The 21,966-nt window shown below is 72.5% G+C and carries 20 protein-coding genes and 1 riboswitch; of the genes, 12 read left to right on the forward strand and 8 right to left on the reverse strand.

Features of this window, described 5'->3' with window-relative positions:
* The first annotated feature begins 88 nt into the window (after nucleotides 1-88).
* From shc to ACFXKG_RS37810, 8 genes are all read left to right on the forward strand, one after another.
* A complete protein-coding gene (gene shc / locus ACFXKG_RS37775; RefSeq protein WP_384849047.1) occupies nucleotides 89-2,104 on the forward strand; it encodes a squalene--hopene cyclase in 2,016 nt (671 codons plus the stop codon).
* Complete coding sequence (locus tag ACFXKG_RS37780; protein WP_384849050.1) at nucleotides 2,104-2,760, forward strand: 1-hydroxy-2-methyl-2-butenyl 4-diphosphate reductase; 657 nt, start codon at nucleotides 2,104-2,106, stop codon at nucleotides 2,758-2,760. The genes shc and ACFXKG_RS37780 overlap by 1 nt, the downstream gene beginning before the upstream one ends.
* 5 nt (nucleotides 2,761-2,765) lie before the next feature.
* Nucleotides 2,766-3,785: an adenosyl-hopene transferase HpnH gene (hpnH, locus tag ACFXKG_RS37785; RefSeq protein WP_365811993.1), complete on the forward strand. Its 1,020-nt coding sequence runs from the start codon at nucleotides 2,766-2,768 to the stop codon at nucleotides 3,783-3,785.
* Nucleotides 3,786-3,789: 4 nt separating this feature from the next.
* On the forward strand, nucleotides 3,790-3,951 hold the full coding sequence (locus ACFXKG_RS37790; RefSeq protein WP_384849053.1) for a hypothetical protein: 162 nt from the start codon (nucleotides 3,790-3,792) through the stop codon (nucleotides 3,949-3,951).
* 113 nt (nucleotides 3,952-4,064) lie between these two features.
* Nucleotides 4,065-6,008 carry a 1-deoxy-D-xylulose-5-phosphate synthase gene (dxs, locus tag ACFXKG_RS37795; RefSeq protein ID WP_384849056.1) on the forward strand — a complete coding sequence of 648 codons (1,944 nt, stop codon included), beginning with the start codon at nucleotides 4,065-4,067 and terminating at the stop codon, nucleotides 6,006-6,008.
* Nucleotides 6,005-7,414: an aspartate aminotransferase family protein gene (locus ACFXKG_RS37800; RefSeq protein WP_384849059.1), complete on the forward strand. Its 1,410-nt coding sequence runs from the start codon at nucleotides 6,005-6,007 to the stop codon at nucleotides 7,412-7,414. The genes dxs and ACFXKG_RS37800 overlap by 4 nt, the downstream gene beginning before the upstream one ends.
* Nucleotides 7,415-7,505: 91 nt before the next feature.
* A complete protein-coding gene (locus ACFXKG_RS37805; protein WP_384849062.1) occupies nucleotides 7,506-8,153 on the forward strand; it encodes a helix-turn-helix domain-containing protein in 648 nt (215 codons plus the stop codon).
* Between the two features lie 35 nt (nucleotides 8,154-8,188).
* On the forward strand, nucleotides 8,189-8,380 hold the full coding sequence (locus ACFXKG_RS37810) for a DUF6126 family protein (protein WP_384849065.1): 192 nt from the start codon (nucleotides 8,189-8,191) through the stop codon (nucleotides 8,378-8,380).
* Nucleotides 8,381-8,471: 91 nt separating this feature from the next.
* Here the strand turns inward: ACFXKG_RS37810 and ACFXKG_RS37815 are convergent, their stop codons facing one another.
* Entirely contained in the window at nucleotides 8,472-9,284 is an 813-nt protein-coding gene (locus ACFXKG_RS37815; protein ID WP_384849068.1) for a tyrosine-protein phosphatase, read from the reverse strand.
* A gap of 439 nt (nucleotides 9,285-9,723) precedes the next feature.
* Nucleotides 9,724-9,890, forward strand: a riboswitch (cyclic di-AMP (ydaO/yuaA leader).
* 4 nt (nucleotides 9,891-9,894) lie between these two features.
* Here ACFXKG_RS37815 and ACFXKG_RS37820 point away from each other — a divergent pair.
* On the forward strand, nucleotides 9,895-10,902 hold the full coding sequence (locus tag ACFXKG_RS37820; RefSeq protein WP_384849070.1) for a peptidoglycan DD-metalloendopeptidase family protein: 1,008 nt from the start codon (nucleotides 9,895-9,897) through the stop codon (nucleotides 10,900-10,902).
* Between the two features lie 181 nt (nucleotides 10,903-11,083).
* Nucleotides 11,084-11,908: an SGNH/GDSL hydrolase family protein gene (locus ACFXKG_RS37825; RefSeq protein WP_384849073.1), complete on the forward strand. Its 825-nt coding sequence runs from the start codon at nucleotides 11,084-11,086 to the stop codon at nucleotides 11,906-11,908.
* Nucleotides 11,909-12,015: 107 nt separating this feature from the next.
* On the opposite strand, the gene ACFXKG_RS37830 is transcribed toward ACFXKG_RS37825, so the two are convergent.
* The 6 genes from ACFXKG_RS37830 to ACFXKG_RS37855 form a co-directional block, all read right to left on the reverse strand.
* The gene (locus tag ACFXKG_RS37830; RefSeq protein ID WP_384849076.1) at nucleotides 12,016-12,861 is read right to left on the reverse strand and encodes an STM4011 family radical SAM protein; all 846 of its coding nucleotides are present in this window, start codon (nucleotides 12,859-12,861) and stop codon (nucleotides 12,016-12,018) included.
* Between the two features lie 14 nt (nucleotides 12,862-12,875).
* Complete coding sequence (locus ACFXKG_RS37835; RefSeq protein ID WP_384849079.1) at nucleotides 12,876-14,243, reverse strand: STM4012 family radical SAM protein; 1,368 nt, start codon at nucleotides 14,241-14,243, stop codon at nucleotides 12,876-12,878.
* A complete protein-coding gene (locus ACFXKG_RS37840) occupies nucleotides 14,240-15,052 on the reverse strand; it encodes an STM4013/SEN3800 family hydrolase (RefSeq protein WP_384849123.1) in 813 nt (270 codons plus the stop codon). Before ACFXKG_RS37840 ends, ACFXKG_RS37835 begins: the two co-directional genes overlap by 4 nt.
* A 131-nt stretch (nucleotides 15,053-15,183) precedes the next feature.
* A complete protein-coding gene (locus ACFXKG_RS37845) occupies nucleotides 15,184-16,350 on the reverse strand; it encodes an STM4014 family protein (RefSeq protein ID WP_384849082.1) in 1,167 nt (388 codons plus the stop codon).
* Between the two features lie 3 nt (nucleotides 16,351-16,353).
* Nucleotides 16,354-17,334, reverse strand: a complete 981-nt coding sequence (locus ACFXKG_RS37850; RefSeq protein ID WP_384849085.1) for an STM4015 family protein — start codon at nucleotides 17,332-17,334, stop codon at nucleotides 16,354-16,356.
* Nucleotides 17,335-17,468: 134 nt separating this feature from the next.
* Entirely contained in the window at nucleotides 17,469-18,347 is an 879-nt protein-coding gene (locus ACFXKG_RS37855; protein WP_384849126.1) for a carbohydrate kinase family protein, read from the reverse strand.
* 335 nt (nucleotides 18,348-18,682) lie between these two features.
* Between ACFXKG_RS37855 and ACFXKG_RS37860 the strand changes: the two genes are divergently transcribed.
* Nucleotides 18,683-19,942, forward strand: a complete 1,260-nt coding sequence (locus tag ACFXKG_RS37860) for an MBL fold metallo-hydrolase (RefSeq protein ID WP_384849088.1) — start codon at nucleotides 18,683-18,685, stop codon at nucleotides 19,940-19,942.
* Between the two features lie 73 nt (nucleotides 19,943-20,015).
* Here ACFXKG_RS37860 and ACFXKG_RS37865 read toward each other — a convergent pair whose 3' ends face one another.
* Nucleotides 20,016-20,798: a DeoR/GlpR family DNA-binding transcription regulator gene (locus ACFXKG_RS37865; RefSeq protein WP_384849090.1), complete on the reverse strand. Its 783-nt coding sequence runs from the start codon at nucleotides 20,796-20,798 to the stop codon at nucleotides 20,016-20,018.
* A 225-nt stretch (nucleotides 20,799-21,023) separates the two neighbouring features.
* Here ACFXKG_RS37865 and ACFXKG_RS37870 point away from each other — a divergent pair, with 225 nt between their 5' ends.
* Entirely contained in the window at nucleotides 21,024-21,920 is an 897-nt protein-coding gene (locus tag ACFXKG_RS37870) for an SIS domain-containing protein (protein WP_384849093.1), read from the forward strand.
* Nucleotides 21,921-21,966: the final 46 nt, after the last annotated feature.

A 21,966-nucleotide genomic window follows, 5' to 3' on the forward strand; every position in this document is an offset into this window, starting at 1 on the left:
TGACCGCAGTCGCCGTCCTGCGCCATCGGCACCGGACGACGGAGACCCCAGGCACAGCAGAAGAACACCACTGCACGAAGGGGAAGCCATGACAGCGACGACCGACGGAAGCACCGGGGCCATGGGACCCCGCGCAGCCTCGGCCAGCGGACCGACCGACACCACCACCCTCCCCGCCGCGGGCGGTGACCTGCGGGTCGCCGCCGAGCGGGCCACCGCACGCTCCGTCGAGCACCTGCTCGGCCGGCAGGACGCCCAGGGGTGGTGGAAAGGGGATCTGGCCACCAACGTGACGATGGACGCCGAGGATCTGCTGCTCCGTCAGTTCCTGGGCGTGCAGGACCCCCGTACCACCGAGGCCGCGGCCCTCTTCATCCGCGGCGAACAGCGCGCCGACGGCACCTGGGCCACCTTCTACGGAGGCCCGCCCGAACTCTCCGCCACCATCGAGGCCTATGTCGCGCTGCGGCTCGCCGGGGACCTGCCCGACGCCCCGCACATGGCGCGCGCCTCCCAGTGGGTGCGCGAACACGGCGGGATCGCCGCGAGCCGGGTCTTCACCCGCGTCTGGCTGGCCCTCTTCGGCTGGTGGAAGTGGGACGACCTCCCCGAACTGCCGCCGGAACTGATCTTCCTGCCCAAGTGGTTCCCGCTCAACATCTACGACTTCGGCTGCTGGGCGCGGCAGACCATCGTGCCCCTCACCATCGTCTCGGCGAAACGGCCCGTACGGCCCGCCCCCTTCGCCCTCGACGAACTCCACACGGACGCCGCCCGCCCCCGCCCCCGCCGGGCGCTCGCGCGCGTGGCGAGCTGGGACGGCGCGTTCCAGCGCATCGACAAGGCCCTGCACGCCTACCACCGCGTCGCGCCCCGCCTGCTGCGCCGCACCGCGATGAACGCCGCGGCGCGCTGGATCATCGAGCGGCAGGAGAACGACGGCTGCTGGGGCGGGATCCAGCCGCCCGCCGTCTACTCGGTGATCGCTCTGCATCTGCTCGGCTACGACCTCGACCACCCGATCATGCGGGCCGGGCTCGAATCGCTCGACCGCTTCGCCGTCTGGCGCGAGGACGGCGCCCGGATGATCGAGGCGTGCCAGTCCCCGGTCTGGGACACCTGCCTCGCCACCATCGCGCTCGCCGACGCGGGCCTGAGCCCGGACCACCCCGCCCTGGTCAAGGCCGCCGACTGGATGATCGGCGAGCAGATCGTCCGCCCGGGGGACTGGGCCGTGCGCAGACCCGGACTCACCCCCGGCGGCTGGGCGTTCGAGTTCCACAACGACAACTACCCCGACATCGACGACACCGCCGAGGTCATCCTCGCGCTCCGCCGCGTCGGCCACCCCGACCAGGACCGGGTCGACGCGGCCGTCGCCCGCGGCGCCCGCTGGAACCTCGGCATGCAGTCGCGCAACGGGGCCTGGGGCGCCTTCGACGCCGACAACACCAGCCTGTTCCCCAACCGGCTGCCCTTCTGCGACTTCGGGGAGGTCATCGACCCGCCGTCGGCCGACGTGACCGCGCACGTCGTCGAGATGCTCGCCTACGAGGGCAAGTCCCACCACCCCGCCACCCGGCGCGGCATCGAGTGGCTCCTCGCCGAACAGGAGACCAACGGCGCCTGGTTCGGCCGCTGGGGCGTCAACTACGTCTACGGCACCGGGGCGGTCGTGCCCGCCCTCACCGCCGCCGGACTGCCGGCCTCCCACCCCGCGATCCGACGGGCGGTCGCCTGGCTCGAATCCGTCCAGAACGAGGACGGCGGCTGGGGCGAGGACCTGCGCTCCTACCGCGAGGAGGAGTGGATCGGGCACGGCGCCACCACCGCCTCCCAGACCGCCTGGGCGCTCCTCGCGCTCCTCGCCGCCGGAGAGCACGGCAGCAAGGCCGTCGAACGGGGCATCGCCTCGCTCGCCGGGAGCCAGCGGGAGGACGGCTCGTGGGACGAGCCGTACTTCACGGGCACCGGCTTCCCGTGGGACTTCTCCATCAACTACCACCTCTACCGGCAGGTCTTCCCGCTGACGGCGCTCGGCCGCTATCTCCACGGGGAACCGAAGGCACTCACCCACCACACCGGCGTCCGACAGGGCGTCTGATGGAGCGGTCCGCGGGGCCGCCCACCGGTCCCCGTACGCCGCTGCTGATCGCCTGCGCGCTCGGCATCGAACGCCTCGCCCTGCGCGGTTCCGGGCGGGGCGGGGCGGCGGGACCCGTCACCGTGCTCCGTACGGGCATGGGCCCCAGGAACGCCGAGCGCGCCGTGCTCCGCGCGCTCGGCGAGCCCCGGCACGCGGACGCGGCCGTCATCGCCGCCGGATTCTGCGCCGGGCTCACCCCGGGGATGAACCCGGGGGACCTGATCGTCGCCGACGAGACCCGCCACCGGGACGGCGCCATCCCCTGCACGGGCACCGCCCTCCTGGTGGAGGCGCTGACCCGGGCCGTACCGGGACGCACCGTCCACACCGGGCCGCTGACCGGCTCCGACCACGTCGTACGCGGTCAGGAACGGGCCGCGCTGCGCGCCACGGGGGCGCTCGCGGTGGACATGGAGTCCGCCGCCACGCTGCGGTGCGCCGTGGCCACCGGGCCCCGCCCCGTTGCGGCCGTCCGGGTGGTCGTGGACGCTCCAGAGCATGAGCTCGTCCGAATCGGCACAGTGCGCGGTGGAATATCGGCTTTCCGTGTTCTTCGTGCCGTCCTTCCAGCTTTCCATGAATGGCACCGTTCTTTGCTGCTCCCCAGGAGGTGAGCTAGATGGCCATGCCACTCCGTCAGACCATCAGGGTCGGGACGTACCTCTTCGAACAGAAGCTCCGCAGGCGTGAGAAGTTCCCGCTCATCGTCGAGCTGGAACCCCTCTTCGCCTGCAATCTGGCATGCGAGGGCTGCGGCAAGATCCAGCACCCGGCCGGGGTGCTGAAGCAGCGCATGCCCGTGGCCCAGGCCGTCGGGGCGGTGCTGGAGTCCGGGGCGCCGATGGTCTCCATCGCCGGCGGCGAACCGCTGATGCACCCGCAGATCGACGAGATCGTCCGGCAACTGGTGGCCAGGAGGAAATACGTCTTCCTGTGCACCAACGCGATGCTGCTGCGCAAGAAGATCGAGAAGTTCACGCCCTCGCCCTACTTCGCCTTCGCGGTGCACATCGACGGACTGCGCGAGCGGCACGACGAATCGGTGGCGAAGGAAGGCGTGTTCGACGAGGCCGTGGCCGCGATCAAGGAGGCCAAGCGGCGCGGCTTCCGGGTCACCACCAACTCCACCTTCTTCAACACCGACACCCCACAGACCGTCATCGAGGTGCTCAACTACCTCAATGACGACCTGAAGGTGGACGAGATGATGATCTCGCCCGCCTACGCCTACGAAAAGGCCCCCGACCAGGAGCACTTCCTCGGCGTCGAACAGACCCGCGAACTGTTCAAGAAGTCCTTCGCCGGCGGCAACCGGGCGCGCTGGCGCCTCAACCACTCGCCGCTCTTCCTGGACTTCCTGGAGGGCAAGGCCGACTTCCCGTGTACCGCGTGGGCCATCCCCAACTACTCGCTCTTCGGCTGGCAGCGCCCCTGCTACCTGATGAGCGACGGTTACGTACCGACGTACCGCCAGCTCATCGAGGAGACGGACTGGAGCAAGTACGGCCGCGGCAAGGACCCGCGCTGCGCCAACTGCATGGCGCACTGCGGCTACGAGCCGACCGCCGTCCTCGCCACCATGGGCTCCCTCAAGGAGTCCCTGCGGGCGGCCCGTGAAACGGTCGTCGGGACGCGGTGACGGCATGACCACGGGAGAGCCGGTCGCACCGGACCTCCCCGCCACGCCGGCCCGGCCGGTCGCGGAGCGCCGGGCGGCGTGCCGTATCCACGCCGGGCCGGCGGCGGCCGTCGGGGAGGCGCCGGGGCCGGCGCGGCCGACGGAAACCGTGAAGCACTGGAACTGACTGGAACTGATCGACGGGGCGACGGGGATCGCCTCATCCATGAAGGACGCCGGGGTGGCCTCGGGGGCTCCCGCCGGCACCGTGAGCTGAACGAATCCGAGAGGGGGCAGCGCGTGTCTGTCTTGGAGCGCATCCGGGGGCCGCACGACCTCAAGGCACTGACGGCGAGCGAACTCGATGAACTGGCCGCGGACATAAGAACGTTCCTCATCCAGGCGGTGGCGAGGACCGGGGGCCATCTGGGGCCCAACCTCGGGGTGGTGGAGCTGACCGTCGCCCTGCACCGGACCTTCGACTCGCCCGTCGACCGCATCCTGTGGGACACGGGCCATCAGGCGTACGTCCACAAACTCCTCACCGGCAGAAAGGACTTCTCCAAACTGCGCGGCAAGGGCGGTCTCTCCGGCTACCCCTCCCGCGAGGAGTCCGAGCACGACGTCATCGAGAACTCGCACGCCTCCACCGTGCTCGGCTGGGCCGACGGCCTCGCCAAGGCCCGGGACGTGCTCGGCGGGCACGACCATGTCGTCGCGGTGATCGGGGACGGCGCCCTGACCGGCGGCATGGCCTGGGAAGCGCTCAACAACATCGCCGCCGCGAAGAACCGCCCGCTGATCATCGTCGTCAACGACAACGAGCGGTCGTACGGACCGACGATCGGCGGCCTCGCCGACCATCTCGCGACCCTGCGCACCACCGACGGTTACGAGAGGTTCCTCGCCTGGGGCAAGTCGGTGCTGCAGAGCACACCGGTCGTGGGCCGGCCCCTGTACGAGTCGCTGCACGGCGCGAAGAAGGGGTTCAAGGACGCCTTCGCGCCCCAGGGGCTCTTCGAGGACCTCGGCCTCAAGTACGTCGGACCGGTCGACGGCCACGACATCGCCGCCATGGAGTCGGCCTTCCGCCGGGCCAAACGCTTCCACGGCCCCGTGCTGATCCACTGCCTCACCGAGAAGGGGCGCGGCTACGCCCCGGCGCTGGAGGACGAGGCCGACCGCTTCCACACCGTCGGGGCGATGGACCCGCGGACCTGCGAGCCGCTCGCCCCGGCCGCCGGACCCTCCTGGACATCGGTGTTCCGCGACGAGATCGCCGAGATCGGGGCGGAGCGCCCCGACGTCGTGGCGATCACGGCGGCCATGCTGCACCCCGTGGGGCTGACGAAGTTCGCCGAACGCTTCCCCGACCGGGTCTGGGACGTGGGGATCGCGGAACAGCACGCCGCGGTCTCCGCCGCCGGACTCGCCACCGGCGGACTCCATCCCGTCGTCGCCGTCTACGCCACCTTCCTCAACCGCGCCTTCGACCAGCTCCTGATGGATGTCGCGCTGCACCGGTGCGGTGTCACCTTCGTTCTCGACCGGGCCGGTGTCACCGGGGTGGACGGCGCCTCGCACAACGGCATGTGGGACCTGTCGATGCTCCAGTGCGTGCCGGGGCTGCGGATCGCCGCGCCCCGGGACGCCGACCAGCTGCGGGCCCAGCTCCGCGAGGCCGTCGCCGTGGACGACGCGCCGACCGTGGTGCGCTTCCCCAAGGAGGCGGTCGGCCCGGCGGTCCCCGCGGTCGGGCGGGTCGGCGGCATGGACGTCCTGCGCCGGGCGGCGGACGGCGCGGGCGACATGGGCGGCGTGGGCGGCGTGGGCGGTGTACGGTCCGGCACCGTACCGGCGGACGACGTACTGCTCGTCGCGGTCGGCGCCCTCGCACCGGTCTGTCTCGGCGCCGCCGGACTCCTCGCGGAGCGCGGCATCGGCTGCACCGTGGTCGACCCGCGCTGGGTCAAGCCCGTCGACGAACAGCTCGCCCCGCTGGCCGAACGGCACCGGCTGGTCGCGGTCGTGGAGGACAACAGCCGCAGCGGCGGCGTGGGCTGGGCCGTCGGCCAGTGCCTGCGCGACGCGGGGGTGGACGTACCGCTGCGTACCTTCGGCATCCCGGAACAGTTCCTGGCGCACGCCAAACGCGGCGAGGTGCTGGCCGACCTCGGCCTCACCCCCGTCGAGATCGCGGGCCGGATCGGCGCCGCCCTGACAGGCAAGGAGAGCGCGCGATGAACGGATCCCCCCAGCCGGCCCCGTCCAAGGGGTTCGACCTACCGGGGCTGCTCGCGGCGCGCGGCGCCGAGCGCTACGAACTGCACGCGAGACACCTCAACCACCAGCTCCCGCGCATGCTGCACACCATCGGCTTCGACCGGGTCTACGAACGCGCCGAGGGCGCCTACTTCTGGGACGCGGACGGCAACGACTACCTGGACATGCTCGCGGGCTTCGGCGTGATGGGCCTCGGCCGGCACCACCCCGTCGTACGCAAGGCGCTCCACGACGTCCTCGACGCCTCCCTCGCCGACCTCACCCGCTTCGACTGCCAGCCGCTGCCCGGCCTGCTCGCCGAGAAGCTCCTCGCGCACAGCCCGCACCTGGACCGGGTGTTCTTCGGCAACAGCGGTACGGAAGCCGTCGAGACGGCCCTGAAGTTCGCCCGGTACGCCACCGGGCGCCCCAGGATCCTCTACTGCGGCCACGCCTTCCACGGGCTGACCACCGGGTCGCTCTCCGTCAACGGCGAGGACGGCTTCCGGGACGGCTTCGCACCGCTGCTGCCCGACACCGCGATCGGCCTCGGCGACCTCGACGCGCTGGAGCGGGAGCTGGCCCGCGGCGACGTGGCCGGGTTCGTGGTGGAACCGATCCAGGGCAAGGGCGTCCACGCCGCGCCCCCCGGCTTTCTGCGCGCCGCCCAGGAACTGCTGCACCGCCACAAGGCGCTGCTCATCGCCGACGAGGTGCAGACCGGCCTCGGCAGGACCGGCGACTTCTACGCGTACCAGCACGAGGAGGGCGTGGAGCCGGACCTCGTCTGTGTCGCGAAGGCGCTCTCCGGCGGCTACGTGCCCGTCGGCGCGACCCTCGGCAAGGACTGGATCTTCAAGAAGGTCTACTCCTCGATGGACCGGGTCCTGGTCCACTCCGCGAGCTTCGGCTCCAACGCCCAGGCCATGGCGGCGGGGCTGGCCGTCCTCTCGGTGCTGGAGGACGAGGAGATCGTCGCGCGGGCACGCACCACCGGGGACCTGCTGCGGTCACGGCTGGCCGCGCTCGTGGACCGCTACGAGCTGCTGCACGACGTACGCGGCCGGGGCCTGATGATCGGCATCGAGTTCGGCCGGCCGGACTCGATCAAGCTGCGCGGGCGCTGGACGATGCTCCAGGCCGCCCGCAAGGGGCTCTTCGCCCAGATGGTCGTCGTACCGCTGCTGCAGAAGCACCGTATCCTCACCCAGGTCTCCGGCGACCACCTGGAAGTGATCAAACTGATTCCGCCGCTGATCATCGGGGAGCGGGAGGTCGACCGCTTCGTGTCCGCTTTCACCGCCGTGATGGACGACGCGCACGGCGGGGGCGGACTCATGTGGGACTTCGGCAGGACACTGGTGAAGCAGGCCGTCGCGAACCGTTAGACGGCTGCCGGCCTGGCCGATCCGCGTCGGGTATTTTTGCCTCCTGGGCAAGAAATTTGCCTGGGAGGAAAGTCCCTGGCGCAATGGACGCATGAGCACACCCTCCGCCGGAGAGGCGGCCGACGGGCTGCCCGACGGGCTGCCCGACCCGCTTTCCGATCATCTTCCCGACGTCGCGCCGCGCCTGCGTGAGCTGCGCCGTGGCCGCCGGCTCACCCTGGAGGCCGCCGCCCGGCGGGCCGGACTCTCCCCCGCCCATCTCTCCCGGCTGGAGACGGGGCACCGGCAGCCCTCGCTGCCCATGCTGCTCGGGCTGGCCCGGATCTACGGGACGACCGTCTCCGAGCTGCTCGGCGAGGTGCCGCCGGAGCGCGAGCCGATCGTCCGGGGCGGCCGGGCGGAACCCTTCGAGGCCGACGGCTGGACCTACCACCAGGCGGGCGGCCCCGGGCGCGCCATGCAGCCGCTGCGGCTGGAGGTGCCGTACGGGGCACAGGGCGACCTGGTCCGGGTGCACCCCGGCGAGGAGTGGCTGTACGTGCTCGACGGGCGGCTCAGGCTGAGCCTGGGCGACGCCGTGCATCTGCTCGCCCCCGGGGACAGCGCGCACTTCGACTCGCTCACCCCGCACCGCATCGCGGCGGCCGGATCCGAGGGGGCCGAGCTCCTCTTCGTCCACACCCTGCTCCAGAGCCCGGCCGCCGACCTGTGTGTCGGCGGCTCGGCTCCTCATGCCTGATCCCCATGTCCGACCTGCCGAGAGAGGTCCCATCCATGTCGGAGACAGAGCGCCCGGCGCCCGCCGAGGGCGGCCGGGAACAGGTGCCCCCGGGCCCGCGCGTCATGGACGAGGAGAAGAAGTTCCCGCGAGGACTGGTGATCCGGCTCTTCGCCTATCTGGTGGCCGGCCATCTCTTCGCGGGATTCCTCTACCTCCTCTTTCACGTCGGGGCCCAGGGGCGGTAGCGGCTTTCGGCCCAGGGGCTTTCGGCTTTCGGGCCAGGGGCAGTAGCGGCTTTCGGGCCGAAGGTGTTCGACGCCGTCTTCCGCCGTGGCGTCAGCCTTCGTCCAGGAGGCGGGCGCGCAGCCGTTCGCGGGTCTCGGGCGCGAGCCCGAGGCCGTCGGCGAGATAGCGGTCGGTGGAGCCCCAGGTCTTCCCGATGGCCTCGAAGGCGGCGTCGAGATAGGCAGCGCGGGCGTCGAAGAGCGGGCTGAGCAACTCCATCACCTCGCCGGACCTTCCGGCGGGCGACCGGTCGCTGCGGCGGAAGGCGTAGCGGCGGTGCGGATCGTTCGACTTGAGGTAGTCGGCCGTGATCGCCTCCGGCTCGACACCGACCGCGAGCAGCGACACGGCGACGGAGAGCCCGGCGCGGTCCTTGCCCGCCGCGCAGTGCAGCAGCGCGGGGACGCTGTCCTCGGCCAGCGCGTGCAGCAGCCGGCTGTGCTCGGCGGTGCGCTCCGTGATGATCGCGTGGTACGAGGCGGTCATCCGGGCCGCCGCTCTGCCGTCCGCGAGGAGCGAGCGGAGCTGGTCGAGGTCGCCGTCCCGGACCATCCGCCAGAACTGGGCGCCTTCGGCCGGGTCGGAGAGCGGGATGTTCACATGGCGCACGCCCGCGAGTTCGACATCCGCGCCGTCGAGCTTCACATCGGCGGAATTGCGGAAGTCGAAGATCGTGTGCAGACCGAGGGCGGAGAGAAAGGCGGAGTCGTCGGCGGTGGCGTGGGCGAGATGACCGCTGCGGTAGAGCACGCCGTACCGCACCCGGCGTCCGTCCACGGTCGGCAGGCCGCCGACATCACGGAAGTTGCGTACTCCGGACAGCTCGGGCTCGGTGGACGGGACCTGCGGCGACTGCTGCGTCACGCCTGCTCCTCCGTGTCTGCCGTCGGCGCTGCTCGCCGGCGGAGTCGGTCCCCGACCCTACGACATCGGCCGGTGTGCTCATCAGTGCGGCGGAGGGGCCGGGGAGTCCACGGACCATGACGGGACGAGTGGGGCGAAAGCGCCTAAACGGTGCACTGTCCGGATTGACCGATTCCGTATAACCTGCCCCGGTCGCGGGGGAGATGGGCTCCGGCTGGTGAGCAGGATCATATCCGTGACGTTCCGTGGTGACGGTGCGAAAGGGAAGGGCCACCTCGAAAGGGAATTGGAAGGCGGTCTCCACGCAGGGTGACGGGGGATCTTCGGTGCGGAGGCAAAGGTGCGTCACCGAGGGAAAAGGGTGGCTTGTTCCGGCCGTCCCACTCGCCTACGTTCACCCTCAATCCGAGCGGAACGCCGAATCCTGCCGCCGCCTCGGGGACACCATCCACCCATTCACGCGTGGCAGGAGCGGGGGACCCAGGTAGTACGCCGTTCCGATGTTCCGACGTCAGGGACGGCTCGGGGTGAAGTCGCGCACCACGCGCGGCCGGGCAGCTCCAGCCCGAACCCGACAGCTCACCTCGTAGGCGCCGGAGAGGAATTCGCCATGCCCGCGAAGGGTAAGCACCGCCGCCCCAAGACCAATCCGTTCTCCCGGGGCTTCATCGCCGCCGGCACGGGCGGCGCCGCCATCGCGCTGCCGCTCATCGGCGCCACCGGCGCGCACGCGGCACAGCAGGCCGCGCCCGCCACCGCCCCGCAGTCCGCCCCCGTCAGCGCCCCGCAGTCCGCGTCGGCCGCCGCGCCGCAGGGGGCGGCCGCCACGCACGTGAGCCGAACCGCCGGGACCACGGTGCGTACGTACGCGGTGGTCGCGGGCGACTACCTCTCCAAGATCGCCGAGGAGCAGCACGTCCGGGGCGGCTGGCAGCGGCTGTACGAGGACAACCGCCGCGCCGTCGGCGACGATCCCGGGCTGATCCACCCCGGCCTCAAGCTCACCATCAACGGCAAGACCCCGGCCGTCCGCTCGGAGGCTCCCACCAGGGCCTCGAAGTCGTCCCGGGTGGCCAAGCCCGCCGAGTCGACCGCGTCGGCGGAGTCGGCCAAGTCGTCGAAGGACTCCTCGTCGGACTCCTCGTCCGCCAAGCCCTCCACGGCCCGGAGCGAGGCGCCCGCCGCCGACTCCGCGGCGCAGAGCAGCGCGTCCGGCTTCACCCTGCCGGTCGACGGCATCGGGGTCGGCACCTCGTACCGCGCCGCCGGCGGAAGCTGGTCCAGTGGCTACCACACCGGTGTGGACTTCGTGGCCCCCTCGGGCACCACCGTGAAGGCGGTCGGCGCGGGCACCGTCGTCTCCGCGGGCAACGGCGGCGCGTACGGCAACCAGGTCGTCATCCGGCACGAGAACGGCATGTACTCCCAGTACGCCCACCTCTCCTCCCTCTCCGTCTCGGCCGGTCAGAGCGTCTCCACCGGCCAGCAGCTCGGCCTCTCCGGCGCCACCGGCAACGTGACCGGGCCGCACCTGCACTTCGAGATCCGGACGGGCCCGGACTACGGCTCGGACGTCGACCCGCTGGCGTTCCTCCGGCAGAACGGCGTCTCCATCTGATCCGTCCGGTCGCCCCGGACACAATTCCTCCGCCCTGCGGCCCGGCACCCTTGTGGTGCCGGGCCGCAGGGCTTTTCGCTATTCCCGCTTGAGGGAAAATTGACCGATGGCGTTTCTCACCCTGAGTCAACCCCCGCCTACGGTCGCGTAGGCCACATCGCCGGGAGGAAAATGTCCCGCTGTGGCAGACGATTCGAGAACAAGAAGAGACAAGACATTCGGGTCGTACGCGGCGATCGGTGACAGCTTCACCGAGGGTGTGGGAGATCCAGGCCCCGACGGGCTGTTCGTCGGCTGGGCGGACCGGCTCGCGGTCCTGCTCGCCGATCAGCTTCCGGTCTCCGGTGCGACGGCCGACCCCGTCCACGGCGACTTCCGCTACGCCAACCTCGCGGTACGCGGCCGGCTCCTCGACCAGGTCGTCGAGGAACAGATACCCCGCGCCCGGGAACTCGCCCCGGACCTGGTGACGTTCTGCGCGGGCGGCAACGACATCATCCGCCCCGGCACCGACCCCGACGACGTGGCGGAACGCTTCGAGCGGGCCGTAGCCGACCTCACCGGCTCCGTCGGCACGGTCATGCTGGCCACCGGCTTCGACACCCGGGGCGTGCCCGTGCTGCGCCATCTGCGGGGCAAGATCGCCACGTTCAACGAGCACACCCGGGCCATCGCCGACCGCTACGGCTGCCCCGTGCTCGACCTCTGGTCCCTCAGGACCATCCAGGACCGGCGGGCCTGGGACGGCGACCGGCTCCATCTGTCGGCCGAGGGCCACACCCGGGTCGCGCTGCGCGCCGGGCAGGTGCTGGGCGTCGAGGTGCCCGCCGACCCGGACCAGCCGTGGCCGCCGCTGCCGCCGCGCGGCACCCTCGAAGTACGGCGCGACGACATCCACTGGGCACGCGAGTACCTGGTGCCCTGGATCGGACGCAGGCTGCGCGGTGCGTCCTCGGGGGACCATGTCGCGGCGAAGCGCCCGGACCTTCTCCCCCTGGAACACTGACACGGCGCGGGGTGCGGGAGCGGGGGCGGTCCCGTACGGCGCGCTCCGTCCCGCGGCTCACGCCCCCGCCCCGCTCACGCCCCGTCCGGTTCACGCCCCGGCCCGGTTCACGCCCCCGCCGGGATTCGCTCCAGCACCCCGCCCGCGAAGACGTCGTACAGCGGCAGTGTCTCCAGATGGACATAGCCGATATGGCAGTCACAGACCGCGAGCGGACACGCCCGCGGCGCCAGTGCGCGGCGGTACGAGCCGTCGTAGAGGTTGCCCAGCTCGGCGGGGACGAAGTGGCAGCGCCGTACCGTGCCCTCGCCGTCCACCGAGATCACCGACTCGCCCGTCCGGCACGGCAGTCCCGCCGAGCGGTGCGGGTGGCGGCTGTACGGGAAGAGCGGGTCCAGCTCCGTCCACCGCGCGGCCTCCTCGTCCGTGTACGTGTGCCCCTCGGCCGCGTTGATCCACAGATAGACGTGCGGCGGCAGCTCGGCGCGGAGCCGGCGGGCGTGCTCCAGATGTGCGTCGAGGCCGACGACCCCGACGCTGAACCGGACGGAGCGCTCCGCCAGTTCGTGGGCCTTCGTCAGGAAACGGTCGTACGGCGTCTGCCCCGGGTGGTACGTGCACCACAGGGCGAGCTTCGCCGGGTCGGCGTCGGCCAGCCACTGGGTGCGGAAGCTGAGATTGGTCTGGATGGCCACCCGGCGGACGTGCGGCAGCAGTGACAACTCAGTGAGCGCCCGCCGGTACCAGGAGCGCACCAGCCCCTCGCCCCAGGGGGTGAACAGCACGGAGAGCCGGTCGTCCGTCGCGGCGGCGGCCCAGGCGGTGAACCGCTCCAGGGCGGCCCGGTCGGCGCGCAGCTGCTCGCGGCTGTCCCGTCGCTTGGCGAACGGGCAGTACGGGCAGTCGTAGTCGCAGGAGGCGAGCGGACCGCGGTAGAGGATGGTCAGGTCCATGGGGCTCCCTCGCACTACTTCGACGCGTACGCGGCCATCGCGGCCCGTACGGCGGGCGAGAACAGCGCGGGCCCGAGCGCGTCGGAGTGCGCGAGCCCCTCCGGGGAGAGCCGCAGCAGCCCGGGGCCCGCGCCGGCGTCCAGCCAGCCGAGCTCCGCGAACCGGTCCAGCTCGGGGCCGAAGTCCTCGCCGGGCGCGGCGCCGAAGCGCGCGCGGTACTCCGCCACCGGCATGCCCCGCGCCTGGAGCAGGGACTGGAGCAGATGGCGGCGGCGCGCCTCGTCCCCGTCGACGCGGCGGCCCACCTCGGCGCGCGAGAAGTCCGCCGTCTCCGTGTAGGCGTCGATGATGGCCCGTATCTCGCTCATACCGACGGCGTAGTCGAAGGAGTAGTGCAGGCGCGAGGTGTACGAGCGGGCCCCGCAGCCCAGTCCGATCATGCCGTCGGTCTGGCACGCGTAGTCGTCCGCGCCCTGGGGCGGTGCGTCCCGGCGGCGGAACATCCGCATGGACACCTGCTCGTACCCCTCGGCGAGGAGATGGTCACGGCCCTGCCGGTAGAGGCCCAGCCGCTGCTGGTCCCACTGCGCGTCGCCGCCCGCGCCGAGCCTGCCGAGGCCGGTGAGCGGCCGTACGTACAGGGGGTAGAGGTAGAGCTCCTCGGGCCGCCAGGCGAGCGCGGCGTCCAGCGAGCGGCGCCAGGTGGCCGCGGTCTGGCCGTCGATGCCGTAGATGAGATCGATGTTGAGGACGGGGATCCGGGCGTCCCTGATCCGGCCGAGCGCGGCCTCCACCTCGGCGCGGCGCTGCGGGCGGACGGCGGCCCGCGCCTCCGCGTCGACAAAGCTCTGGACGCCGATGCTCAGCCGGGTCGCGCCCCGGTCGGCGAGGACCGCCAGCCGGTCCGCGGTGGCGGTGGCGGGGGAGGTCTCGACGGAGAGCGGGACGGCGCGCAGATCGGCGCCCATCCGCTTCTCGGCGAGGTCGCAGAGGCGCTCCAGCTCCGCCGCCTCCAGATAGGTGGGCGTGCCGCCGCCGAAGGCCGCGGCGGCGAACCGTACGGGCCCCTCCGCGTCCCCGGCCGCGTCCAGCGCGTCCCGTACCGCCGTCGCCTGCCGGTCCAGGGCGTCCAGATAGCGCGTGGTCAGCTCGCCGGGGGCGCCGATCCGGGTGAAGAGATTGCAGAAGCCGCAGCGGACCTCGCAGAACGGGATGTGCAGATAGAGGGAGAGCGCGTCCTTGCGTTCGCCGGCCCACTCCGCGGCGAGCGCCGGGCGGTCGTCGAGCGGGCGGTATGCCGTCTTGTGCGGATAGGCGTAGACGTAGCTCTCGTACGGACGCGGGGTGCCCGTGGGGAGTGCGGGCGACAGCGATGTGGTCATGGTGCGGTCCCGTGCTCAAGGAAGAAGTGGGCGTACGGCACGGTCCAGACGGACGGGTGGGCCAGCCGGTGGCCGTGCCAGCCGTCGTCGCCGTAGGCGGTGCCATGGTCGGAACAGACGATCGCGAAACACCGGCGGCGGCTGCTCGCGGCGGCGAAGAGCCGGCCGATGTGCCGGTCGACGTATTCGAGCGCGGCGGCGTGCGTGGCCCGGGTGTCGCCCGCCTCCGGGGTGGCGCCCGGGCGGTGGAACCAGTTGGGCTGGTGCAGCGCGGACACGTTGACGAAGAGGAACAGCCGCCGCTCCGGGGCGAGTCCGGCGACGACCTGCTCGGCGCGGGCCACCTGCGCCTCGAAGGAGACCGGGGACGCCACGCCGAACTCCGGCTCCCAGTGGCTCTCCTGGAACAGCCCGGGCAGGACCGAGCCGAGCGCGCCCCGCCGGTTGAAGAAGCCGACACCGCCGACGCAGACCGTGCGGTAACCGGCCGCCGCCAGACCCGAGACCAGGTCCGGGGTGTCGTAGACGAATGTTCCGGCGGCCGTGGACTCGCTGCCGCCGAAGCGCGCGGCGAAGAGCCGGGGGTGCGGTCCCTGGGTGGCGGGGGTCGGCAGGAAACCGGCGAAGATCGCCTGGTGCGAGGCGTAGGTGAAGCTGCCCGGGGCGTGCCGCTCCTCCCAGCCGCCGGTCGGCAGATGGCGGGCGAGATGCGGGATGCGGCCCGCCGCGGCCAGCTCGCACGCCACGTCGAAGCGCAGCGTGTCGAGGGTGACGAGGAGCAGGTCGTCCTGCCCGACGACCTCGTTCATGTCGGGAGCGGCCGCCGGAGCGGTCAGGGTGTCGGCCACGGAGGTGGCCATCGGCGTGGTGACGGGGGCGGCCGTGGGAGCGGTGACCGGCGCCGTCGCGGGGGCGGGTGACCTGGGGCGGGAAGGGGGCGTCATACGAGGTGTTTGCACGGCCGCTGGCCCGCCTCCCCGCGCTCCGCCCGCCGGGGCAGGGCCGCGAGCTGTGCCGCGTAGGTGTCCAGGCCCGCGGCCTCGCGCTCCGGCAGCCCGGTGAGGCCGGGCAGCAGATCGCCGAAGGCGTTGACCTCCGCGACGGCGTACCGCCGCCAGCTCGGGGCGGGCAGCAGATCGACGCCCACGCAGTGGGTGGCGGGGAAGCAGGACGCCGCCGCCTCGCACATCATGAGAACGGTGGAGAAGCTGCCGCCCGCCGCGCCGATCGTGGCCCGCAGCGCGTCGAGGTCCCCCCGGGCCCCGCCGAGGTGGAGGTTGGTCATGGGCGAGGTGCTGGTACGGACGACCACGTGCGTGGCGCGGCCCGCGATCACCACCACCCGCAGATCGGCCTCGCGGCCGTGCTGGCTTCCCTTGGGCACCCACTGCTCGATGTGCAGCCCGTCCGGCGCGAGGGTGTCGACGATCGCCGCCACCGCGCGCTCGTCCGTGTAGCGGCGCACCCGCAGGGAGTTGAAGAGGCGGCCGGCGTCGTCCAGCTCCACGGAGGTCGTCGCGCTCACCCGCCCCGGCCCCGCCGTCCGCACGGCGAGCACCCCGGACGCGGACGAGCCGTGGGCGATCTTGACGAACGCCCGGGACAGCCCGGCCTCCGCCATCAGGGTCCGTACGTCGTCCCACCCCGACACGGCCGGCCCGGCCGCTCCCGAGGTGGGCGACCGGGGGACCTGGACCCCCGCCGCGCGCAGCACCCCGTGGGTGAGCCGCTTGTCGAAGAGGACCGCCAGTTCGTCCGGGTCGTCGAGCAGCTCGGCCCCGGCGGCCGTGGCCGCCCGGCCCAGGTCACGGGCGGCCGCCGTGAACCGCTCGTACCAGCGGCCCGTGCCCTCGACGCGGGTCTGGTCGTCCGCGCCGCGCAGCAGCCGGTCCACCTCGGGGTCCTCGCCGGGGGAGTCGATCCGTACGGTCTCCCCGGCGCCGAACGCGGCCCGGCCGCGCAGCACATCGAGCCAGCCGACCTCCCGGGCCGGGGCCAGCCCGGCGGCCCGTACGGCGTTCTGGAACAGGGACAGGCGGCGGTTGCCGGGGATCCCGACGACGGTCAGTCGGGGCTCCGGGGCCTGGCCGCCGGGGTAGGCGCTCATCGGTTACTCGGCCACCGCCACATAGCGGTGCTCCCGGTCGTCCCAGCTGTCCGGCACCTCGGCCCCGGACAGATCGACCTCCACTCCGGCCGCGCCGAGCGTGGCGGCCAGCCGCTCGCGCATCGCCTCGCTCAGGTAGTGGTGGTGCAGGTCGAGCTTCTTCAGATGCGTGAGCGGCCGGCCGCCGAGGAGGGCCTCCGCGCCCTCGTCACCGAGGGTGCCCATCGAGAGATCGAGGCTCTCCAGACGGGCGACGACGGGGGCGCCGGAGAGCGCGACGGCTATCTCGTCCTGGATGACGCTGTTGCGCAACGCCAGATGACGCAGCCGGGGGAGCCGGTCACCGGCCAGGATGGGCCCCAGGTCGGACACGGTCGTGCTCGCGCCGTATTCGGCCGAGCCGAGCCAGAGGTCCAGCCGCTCCAGCGCGGGCAGGTCGCTCGCGCCGATGCCCCGCACCACGCCGGCGTCCAGGCCGCCGGTCTCGACGGTGAGCGAGCGCAGCCGCGCGTGCCGTACGGGGAGGAAGTCCAGGCCGGTCCCGCCGCGCGCGCCGAACTCCTCCAGCCCGGGGTACGCCTCCAGCAGCGGGGAGAGCCGGCTCTGGTTGATCCACGAGATCTCACAGTCCAGGTACGTCATGTCACCGATGAACAGGGCGCGCAGTCCGGGCAGCCGGTCGCGGGCCGCGACCAGCGCCGCCACGATCGACTCGGAACCCGATTCGTACGCGTCGGTCCAGGAACCGACGATCAGCGCCCGGACGCCGGCGGTGTCGACGGCCGCGGTGAAGCGGGCGAACGCCTCCTCCCACGACTCGTTCGCCTCGTACGAACCGACCGAGATGCGCCAGGCCACCGAGGCCGGGTCCGGCAGCTCCTCGGCCTCGGGCTTCCCGGCCTCACGTCCCTCGGTCCCGTCGGTGCCGGGGAAGTCGAACACGGGCAGGCCGTACAGCTCCCGCAGGTAGTGGTTGACGGTCACGTCGAACGCTCCAGACGCCGGTGGGCGGTGATCGGCTGATCTGGTGCAGTTCTACCAAGCGCCACTGACAACGCCGTTCGGAGGGGCGGAGCCCGGCGGCCGGAGCCGCCGCCGTCCCGCCCGTGCCCCGGGCGTCAGCCCCCGGCCGCGAGCAGTTCGTCCCGGCCGATCAGGGCCTCGCTGCCCTCGGCGGTACAGGCGTACGCGCCCGCGACCGCGCCGAGCGCCGCGCTCCGTTCGAGGTCCAGGCCCGCCAGCCGCCCGTACAGGAAACCGCAGACGTACGCGTCCCCCGCGCCGTTGGAGTCCACCACCGGTGCGGGCGGGGCGGTCGCGGGGACCGGGCGCGGGGTGCGGCCGCCGTCGCGGGTCATCAGGTAGGAGCCGCCGGCGCCCGCCGTGGCGATCACCGCCTCGGCCCGTCCCTCGCGCAGGATCTCCCGCATCACCGAGGCGATCCGCTCGCCCGCCCCGGCCGCGCTGAGGAACACCAGGTCGGACCGGAGGGCGAACTCCCGGTGGTAGTCGTCGAGTCCGTCCCAGTCGTGCAGATCGGTCGAGACCGGGAGGTTCAGTGCCTCAAGATCGTCGAAGAGGAACCGGGTGAAGTTCGTGATCGACAGATGGACGTGGCGGGCGCGCCGCAGATGCGGCAGGTAGAACTCGCGTGGCATCCGCAGCTTTTCGGGGTCCCGCGCGTCGTGGAAGGACATCCGGCGGCCCGTCCTGTCGACGAGATTGACCGCGCGCCGGGTGCCCTCCGGCGAGATCAGCGCCTCGAAGTCCACATCGCCGGCGGCGAGCCGCTCCTTGACCTGCACGCCGGTCCAGTCATCGCCTATGTAGTCGAGGAACTTGACGTTCAGCCCCAAGTTCCGGCAGCCCAGGGCCACATTGCCGCCGGTGTGCCCGGGCCATTCACGGATCGGCCCCACCGGGACGGAATCGGCGAGCGGCACCGGCAGCGAATCGACCCGGACGACGGTATCCACCCCGCTGCCCCCGACGACCAGCACATCGTGGTGGAACCGGTCGTTCTGAGCGGTCTGCGGCTGCGTCACAGTCTCCCTTTCACGGTCCGGACGGTCCGACCGCCCCCAGTATGGCCGTACCACCCGCCACCCGGCGAAGAGACTCGGCCCGCGCTCCGGCCCGCGCCCCGGCGCGCCTGCCGCTGTCCTGAAGATCACGCGGATCGGCGGGCATGACCGGGAATCCCCGGGGCAGTGACGAACGTTGGACGGGCGTACACGGGACAGGGCGGGAGTGAAGCGATTGCGATCACTCACCCCGCACAGATGAACACTCCCGGCCATAATGGGACAACACCGAACCTCCAGGAGGTGCTGTGACAGGCGCTGGTTCCCCCCTTCCATTGCGCTCCCGGCTGCGCTCGCTGCGACCCGCTGCCTTCGGGGCCGACTCGGCGGGGGAGCGGCTGGAGCGGATCCACCGCTCGCCGAATTTCGCCGACGGGGTGTTCCAGAACCCCGTGGGCGCCAGAACCAGACCGTCCGGGGCCTCGGGCATCGAGTTCGCGAAGATCTACTTCCAGAAGGAGGCGCGGGCCCGGCGCTCCCCGATCGGCACCATCCCCGTGCACCCCACGACCCTCGCGGACCTGGCCGCGCCCCCGGCCTCCGGCCTGCGGCTCACCTGGATGGGGCATTCGAGCGTCCTCGCCGAGATCGACGGCCGCCGGGTGCTCTTCGACCCGGTGTGGGGTGAGCGCTGCTCGCCGTTCTCCTTCGCGGGCCCGAAGCGGCTGCACCCCGTCCCCGTACCGCTCGCCGCGCTCGGCCCGGTCGATGTCGTCGTGATCTCCCACGACCACTACGACCACCTCGATCTGCCCACGATCCGGGCCCTCGCCTCCACGGACACCCTGTTCGCCGTGCCGCTCGGCGTCGGAGCCCACCTGGAGAGCTGGGGCGTGCCCGCGTCCCGGCTGCGCGAACTCGACTGGAACGAGTCCACCGAGGTCGCAGGCATCCGCCTCACCGCCACCCCCGCGCGCCACTTCTGCGGGCGTGGCCTGCGCAACCAGCAGCACACGCTCTGGGCGTCCTGGGTCGTGGCGGGGCCCGACCACCGGATCTACCACAGCGGGGACACCGGTTATTTCGCCGGCTTCCAGGACATCGGCGCGGAGCACGGCCCCTTCGACGCCACGATGATCCAGATCGGCGCGTACAGCGAGTACTGGCCCGACATCCACATGACCCCGGCCGAGGGGATGCGCGCCCACCTCGACCTGCAGGGCGGGCGGCCCTCCGGCGTGATGATGCCGATCCACTGGGGGACGTTCAACCTCGCCCCGCACCCGTGGGCCGAACCGGGCGAGGGCACGGTCGAGGCCGCCGCGGAAGCCGGCGCCGGGCTCGCGCTGCCGATCCCCGGCCGGCCCTTCGAGCCCACCGGCGACGCCGTCCCCGACGCGCCCTGGTGGCGCTCGGTGGCCGCCATACCGGCCGGCGGCTGGCCCGAGTACGCCACTGCCGTCCCCGACGCCCTTGTCGCCTCGGCCGGTACGGCCACGGGCCCGGCGGCCGGGAAGCCCGTCACGGGTAAGGCGGAGGAGACGGCCGAGACCACGTCACCCGCGTGAGGCCGGGAGGGTAGGGCCCCGGTGGCGTGCGGCGGCTACGGCCGCCCGCGCCACCGCGGCCGGGTCCGGCCCGTCAGACGAGGACGACCGGGATCCCGCGTTCCTCGAAGCGGGCGGCCCGCTCCGCCGCGCCCGTGTCGGTGATGAGGGTCCCGATCTCCTCCACCGGACAGATCCTGGCGAACGCGCGGGCGCCCAGCTTGGAGCTGTCCGCCACCACGACCAGCGTCCGCGCCCGCTCGGCGAGCAGCGCGTTGATGCTCGCCTCGTGCTCGCTGTGCGCGCCCGCGCCCTCCTCGGCGTCCACCGCGTCCACCCCGATGAAGGCGAGGTCCAGACTGACCTCGCCCAGGATGTGCCGGGCCAGCGGGCCGACCAGTTCGTACGACTGGTGCATCGCGACGCCGCCGGTCGTCACGATCTTGATGTGTGGCCGTACCGCCAGCTCATGGGCGATGTTCAGCGCGTTCGTGACCAGCGTGACCGCGGGCTCCTCGGCCGATCCCACGAGGTCGCCCCGGGTGGCGACGGCGCGGGCCACCTCCGTCGTCGTCGTACCGCCGTTGAGCCCGATCACCATCCCCGGCTCGACCATCGCGGCCGCCGCCCGCGCGATGCGCTCCTTTTCCGAGGCGTGCCGCACCGCCTTGTAGCGCAAGGGGAGTTCGTACGCGACGGAGTGGGCCACGGCCCCGCCCCGGGTGCGCGTCAGCAACTGCTGCTCGGCGAGGTGGTCGAGGTCGCGCCGTACGGTCGCGACGGACACCCCCAGCTCGGCGGCGACGGCCTCGACCTCGACCTGATGCCGCTCGGTCAGCAGCTCCAGCAGGGCCGTGTGCCGCTCGTGGCGATTCACCGCATCACGCATCCTTCTCGGCGCGTCCCTCGCGACGCGTCCCTGTCGACGTCGACCGGCCCCGACACCGTCCGGCACCGTTCGGCCGGGTCCGGCTCCCGGGCCCGGCCCTGAGCGTACCGCGCACTCCGCATGCTTGTTTCTGATCGAAAGTCTGCTCTAGCATGCAGAAAAAATCACAGCGAGCCGATGATCGGTCATCAGGCCGGGGAACGGAGAGCACCTATGGCTCAGGCGACACATGTGGAGACGGAACTGGCCGACCAGCCGGCCTGCTGGCGCCGCGCCGCCGGGCTGGCCGCGGACGAGGCGGTGGGCGGCGCGCTGCCCTCGCCGGGCGAGCGCGTCGCCGTCGTGGGCTGCGGCACCTCGTTCTTCATGGCCCGCGCCTACGCCGCCCTCCGGGAGGGCGCGGGGCAGGGGGAGACCGATGCCTTCGCCGCCTCCGAGTTCCCCTCGGGGCGCCGCTACGACCGGATCGTGGCGCTGACCCGCTCCGGTACGACCACCGAGGTGCTGGCCCTGCTCGCGGGCGTCCGCGGCACGGTCCGTACGACCGCGATCACCGCGGACCCGGCCACACCGGTCCGGGACGCCGCCGACGACCTGATCGTCCTGGACTTCGCCGACGAACGGTCCGTCGTCCAGACCCGCTTCGCGACCACGGCCCTCACGCTGCTCCGGGCCCGTCTCGGACTGCACACCGAAGCCGTGGCCGCGGACGGGGAGAGGGCGCTCGCGCTGCCGCTGCCGGACGGCCTCACGGAGTGCACCCAGTTCACCTTCCTCGGCCGGGGCTGGTCGGTCGGGCTCGCCGAGGAGGGCGCCCTCAAGATGCGGGAGGCCTCCCTCTCCTGGACGGAGGCGTACCCGGCGATGGAGTACCGGCACGGCCCGATCAGCATCACGACCGGGGGCACGGCGACCTGGATGCTCGGGGACGCCCCCGACGGCCTGGCGGAGCAGGTCGCGGCGACCGGCGGGCTGTGGGTGGCGGGACGCCTCGACCCGCTGGCCGAGCTGGTACGGGTCCAGCGGCTCGCCCTGGCGATCGCGCGGCGGCGCGGCCTCGACCCGGACAGCCCGCGCCATCTGACCCGCTCGGTGATCCTCCCGGCGTAGCGGGAAGCCGCGGGAGGCGGAGCACTGTACGAACGATCCGGCCCGG

Origin of the sequence: Streptomyces sp. NPDC059255 (genome assembly GCF_042752355.1) — a bacterium.
Taxonomy (GTDB): domain Bacteria; phylum Actinomycetota; class Actinomycetes; order Streptomycetales; family Streptomycetaceae; genus Streptomyces.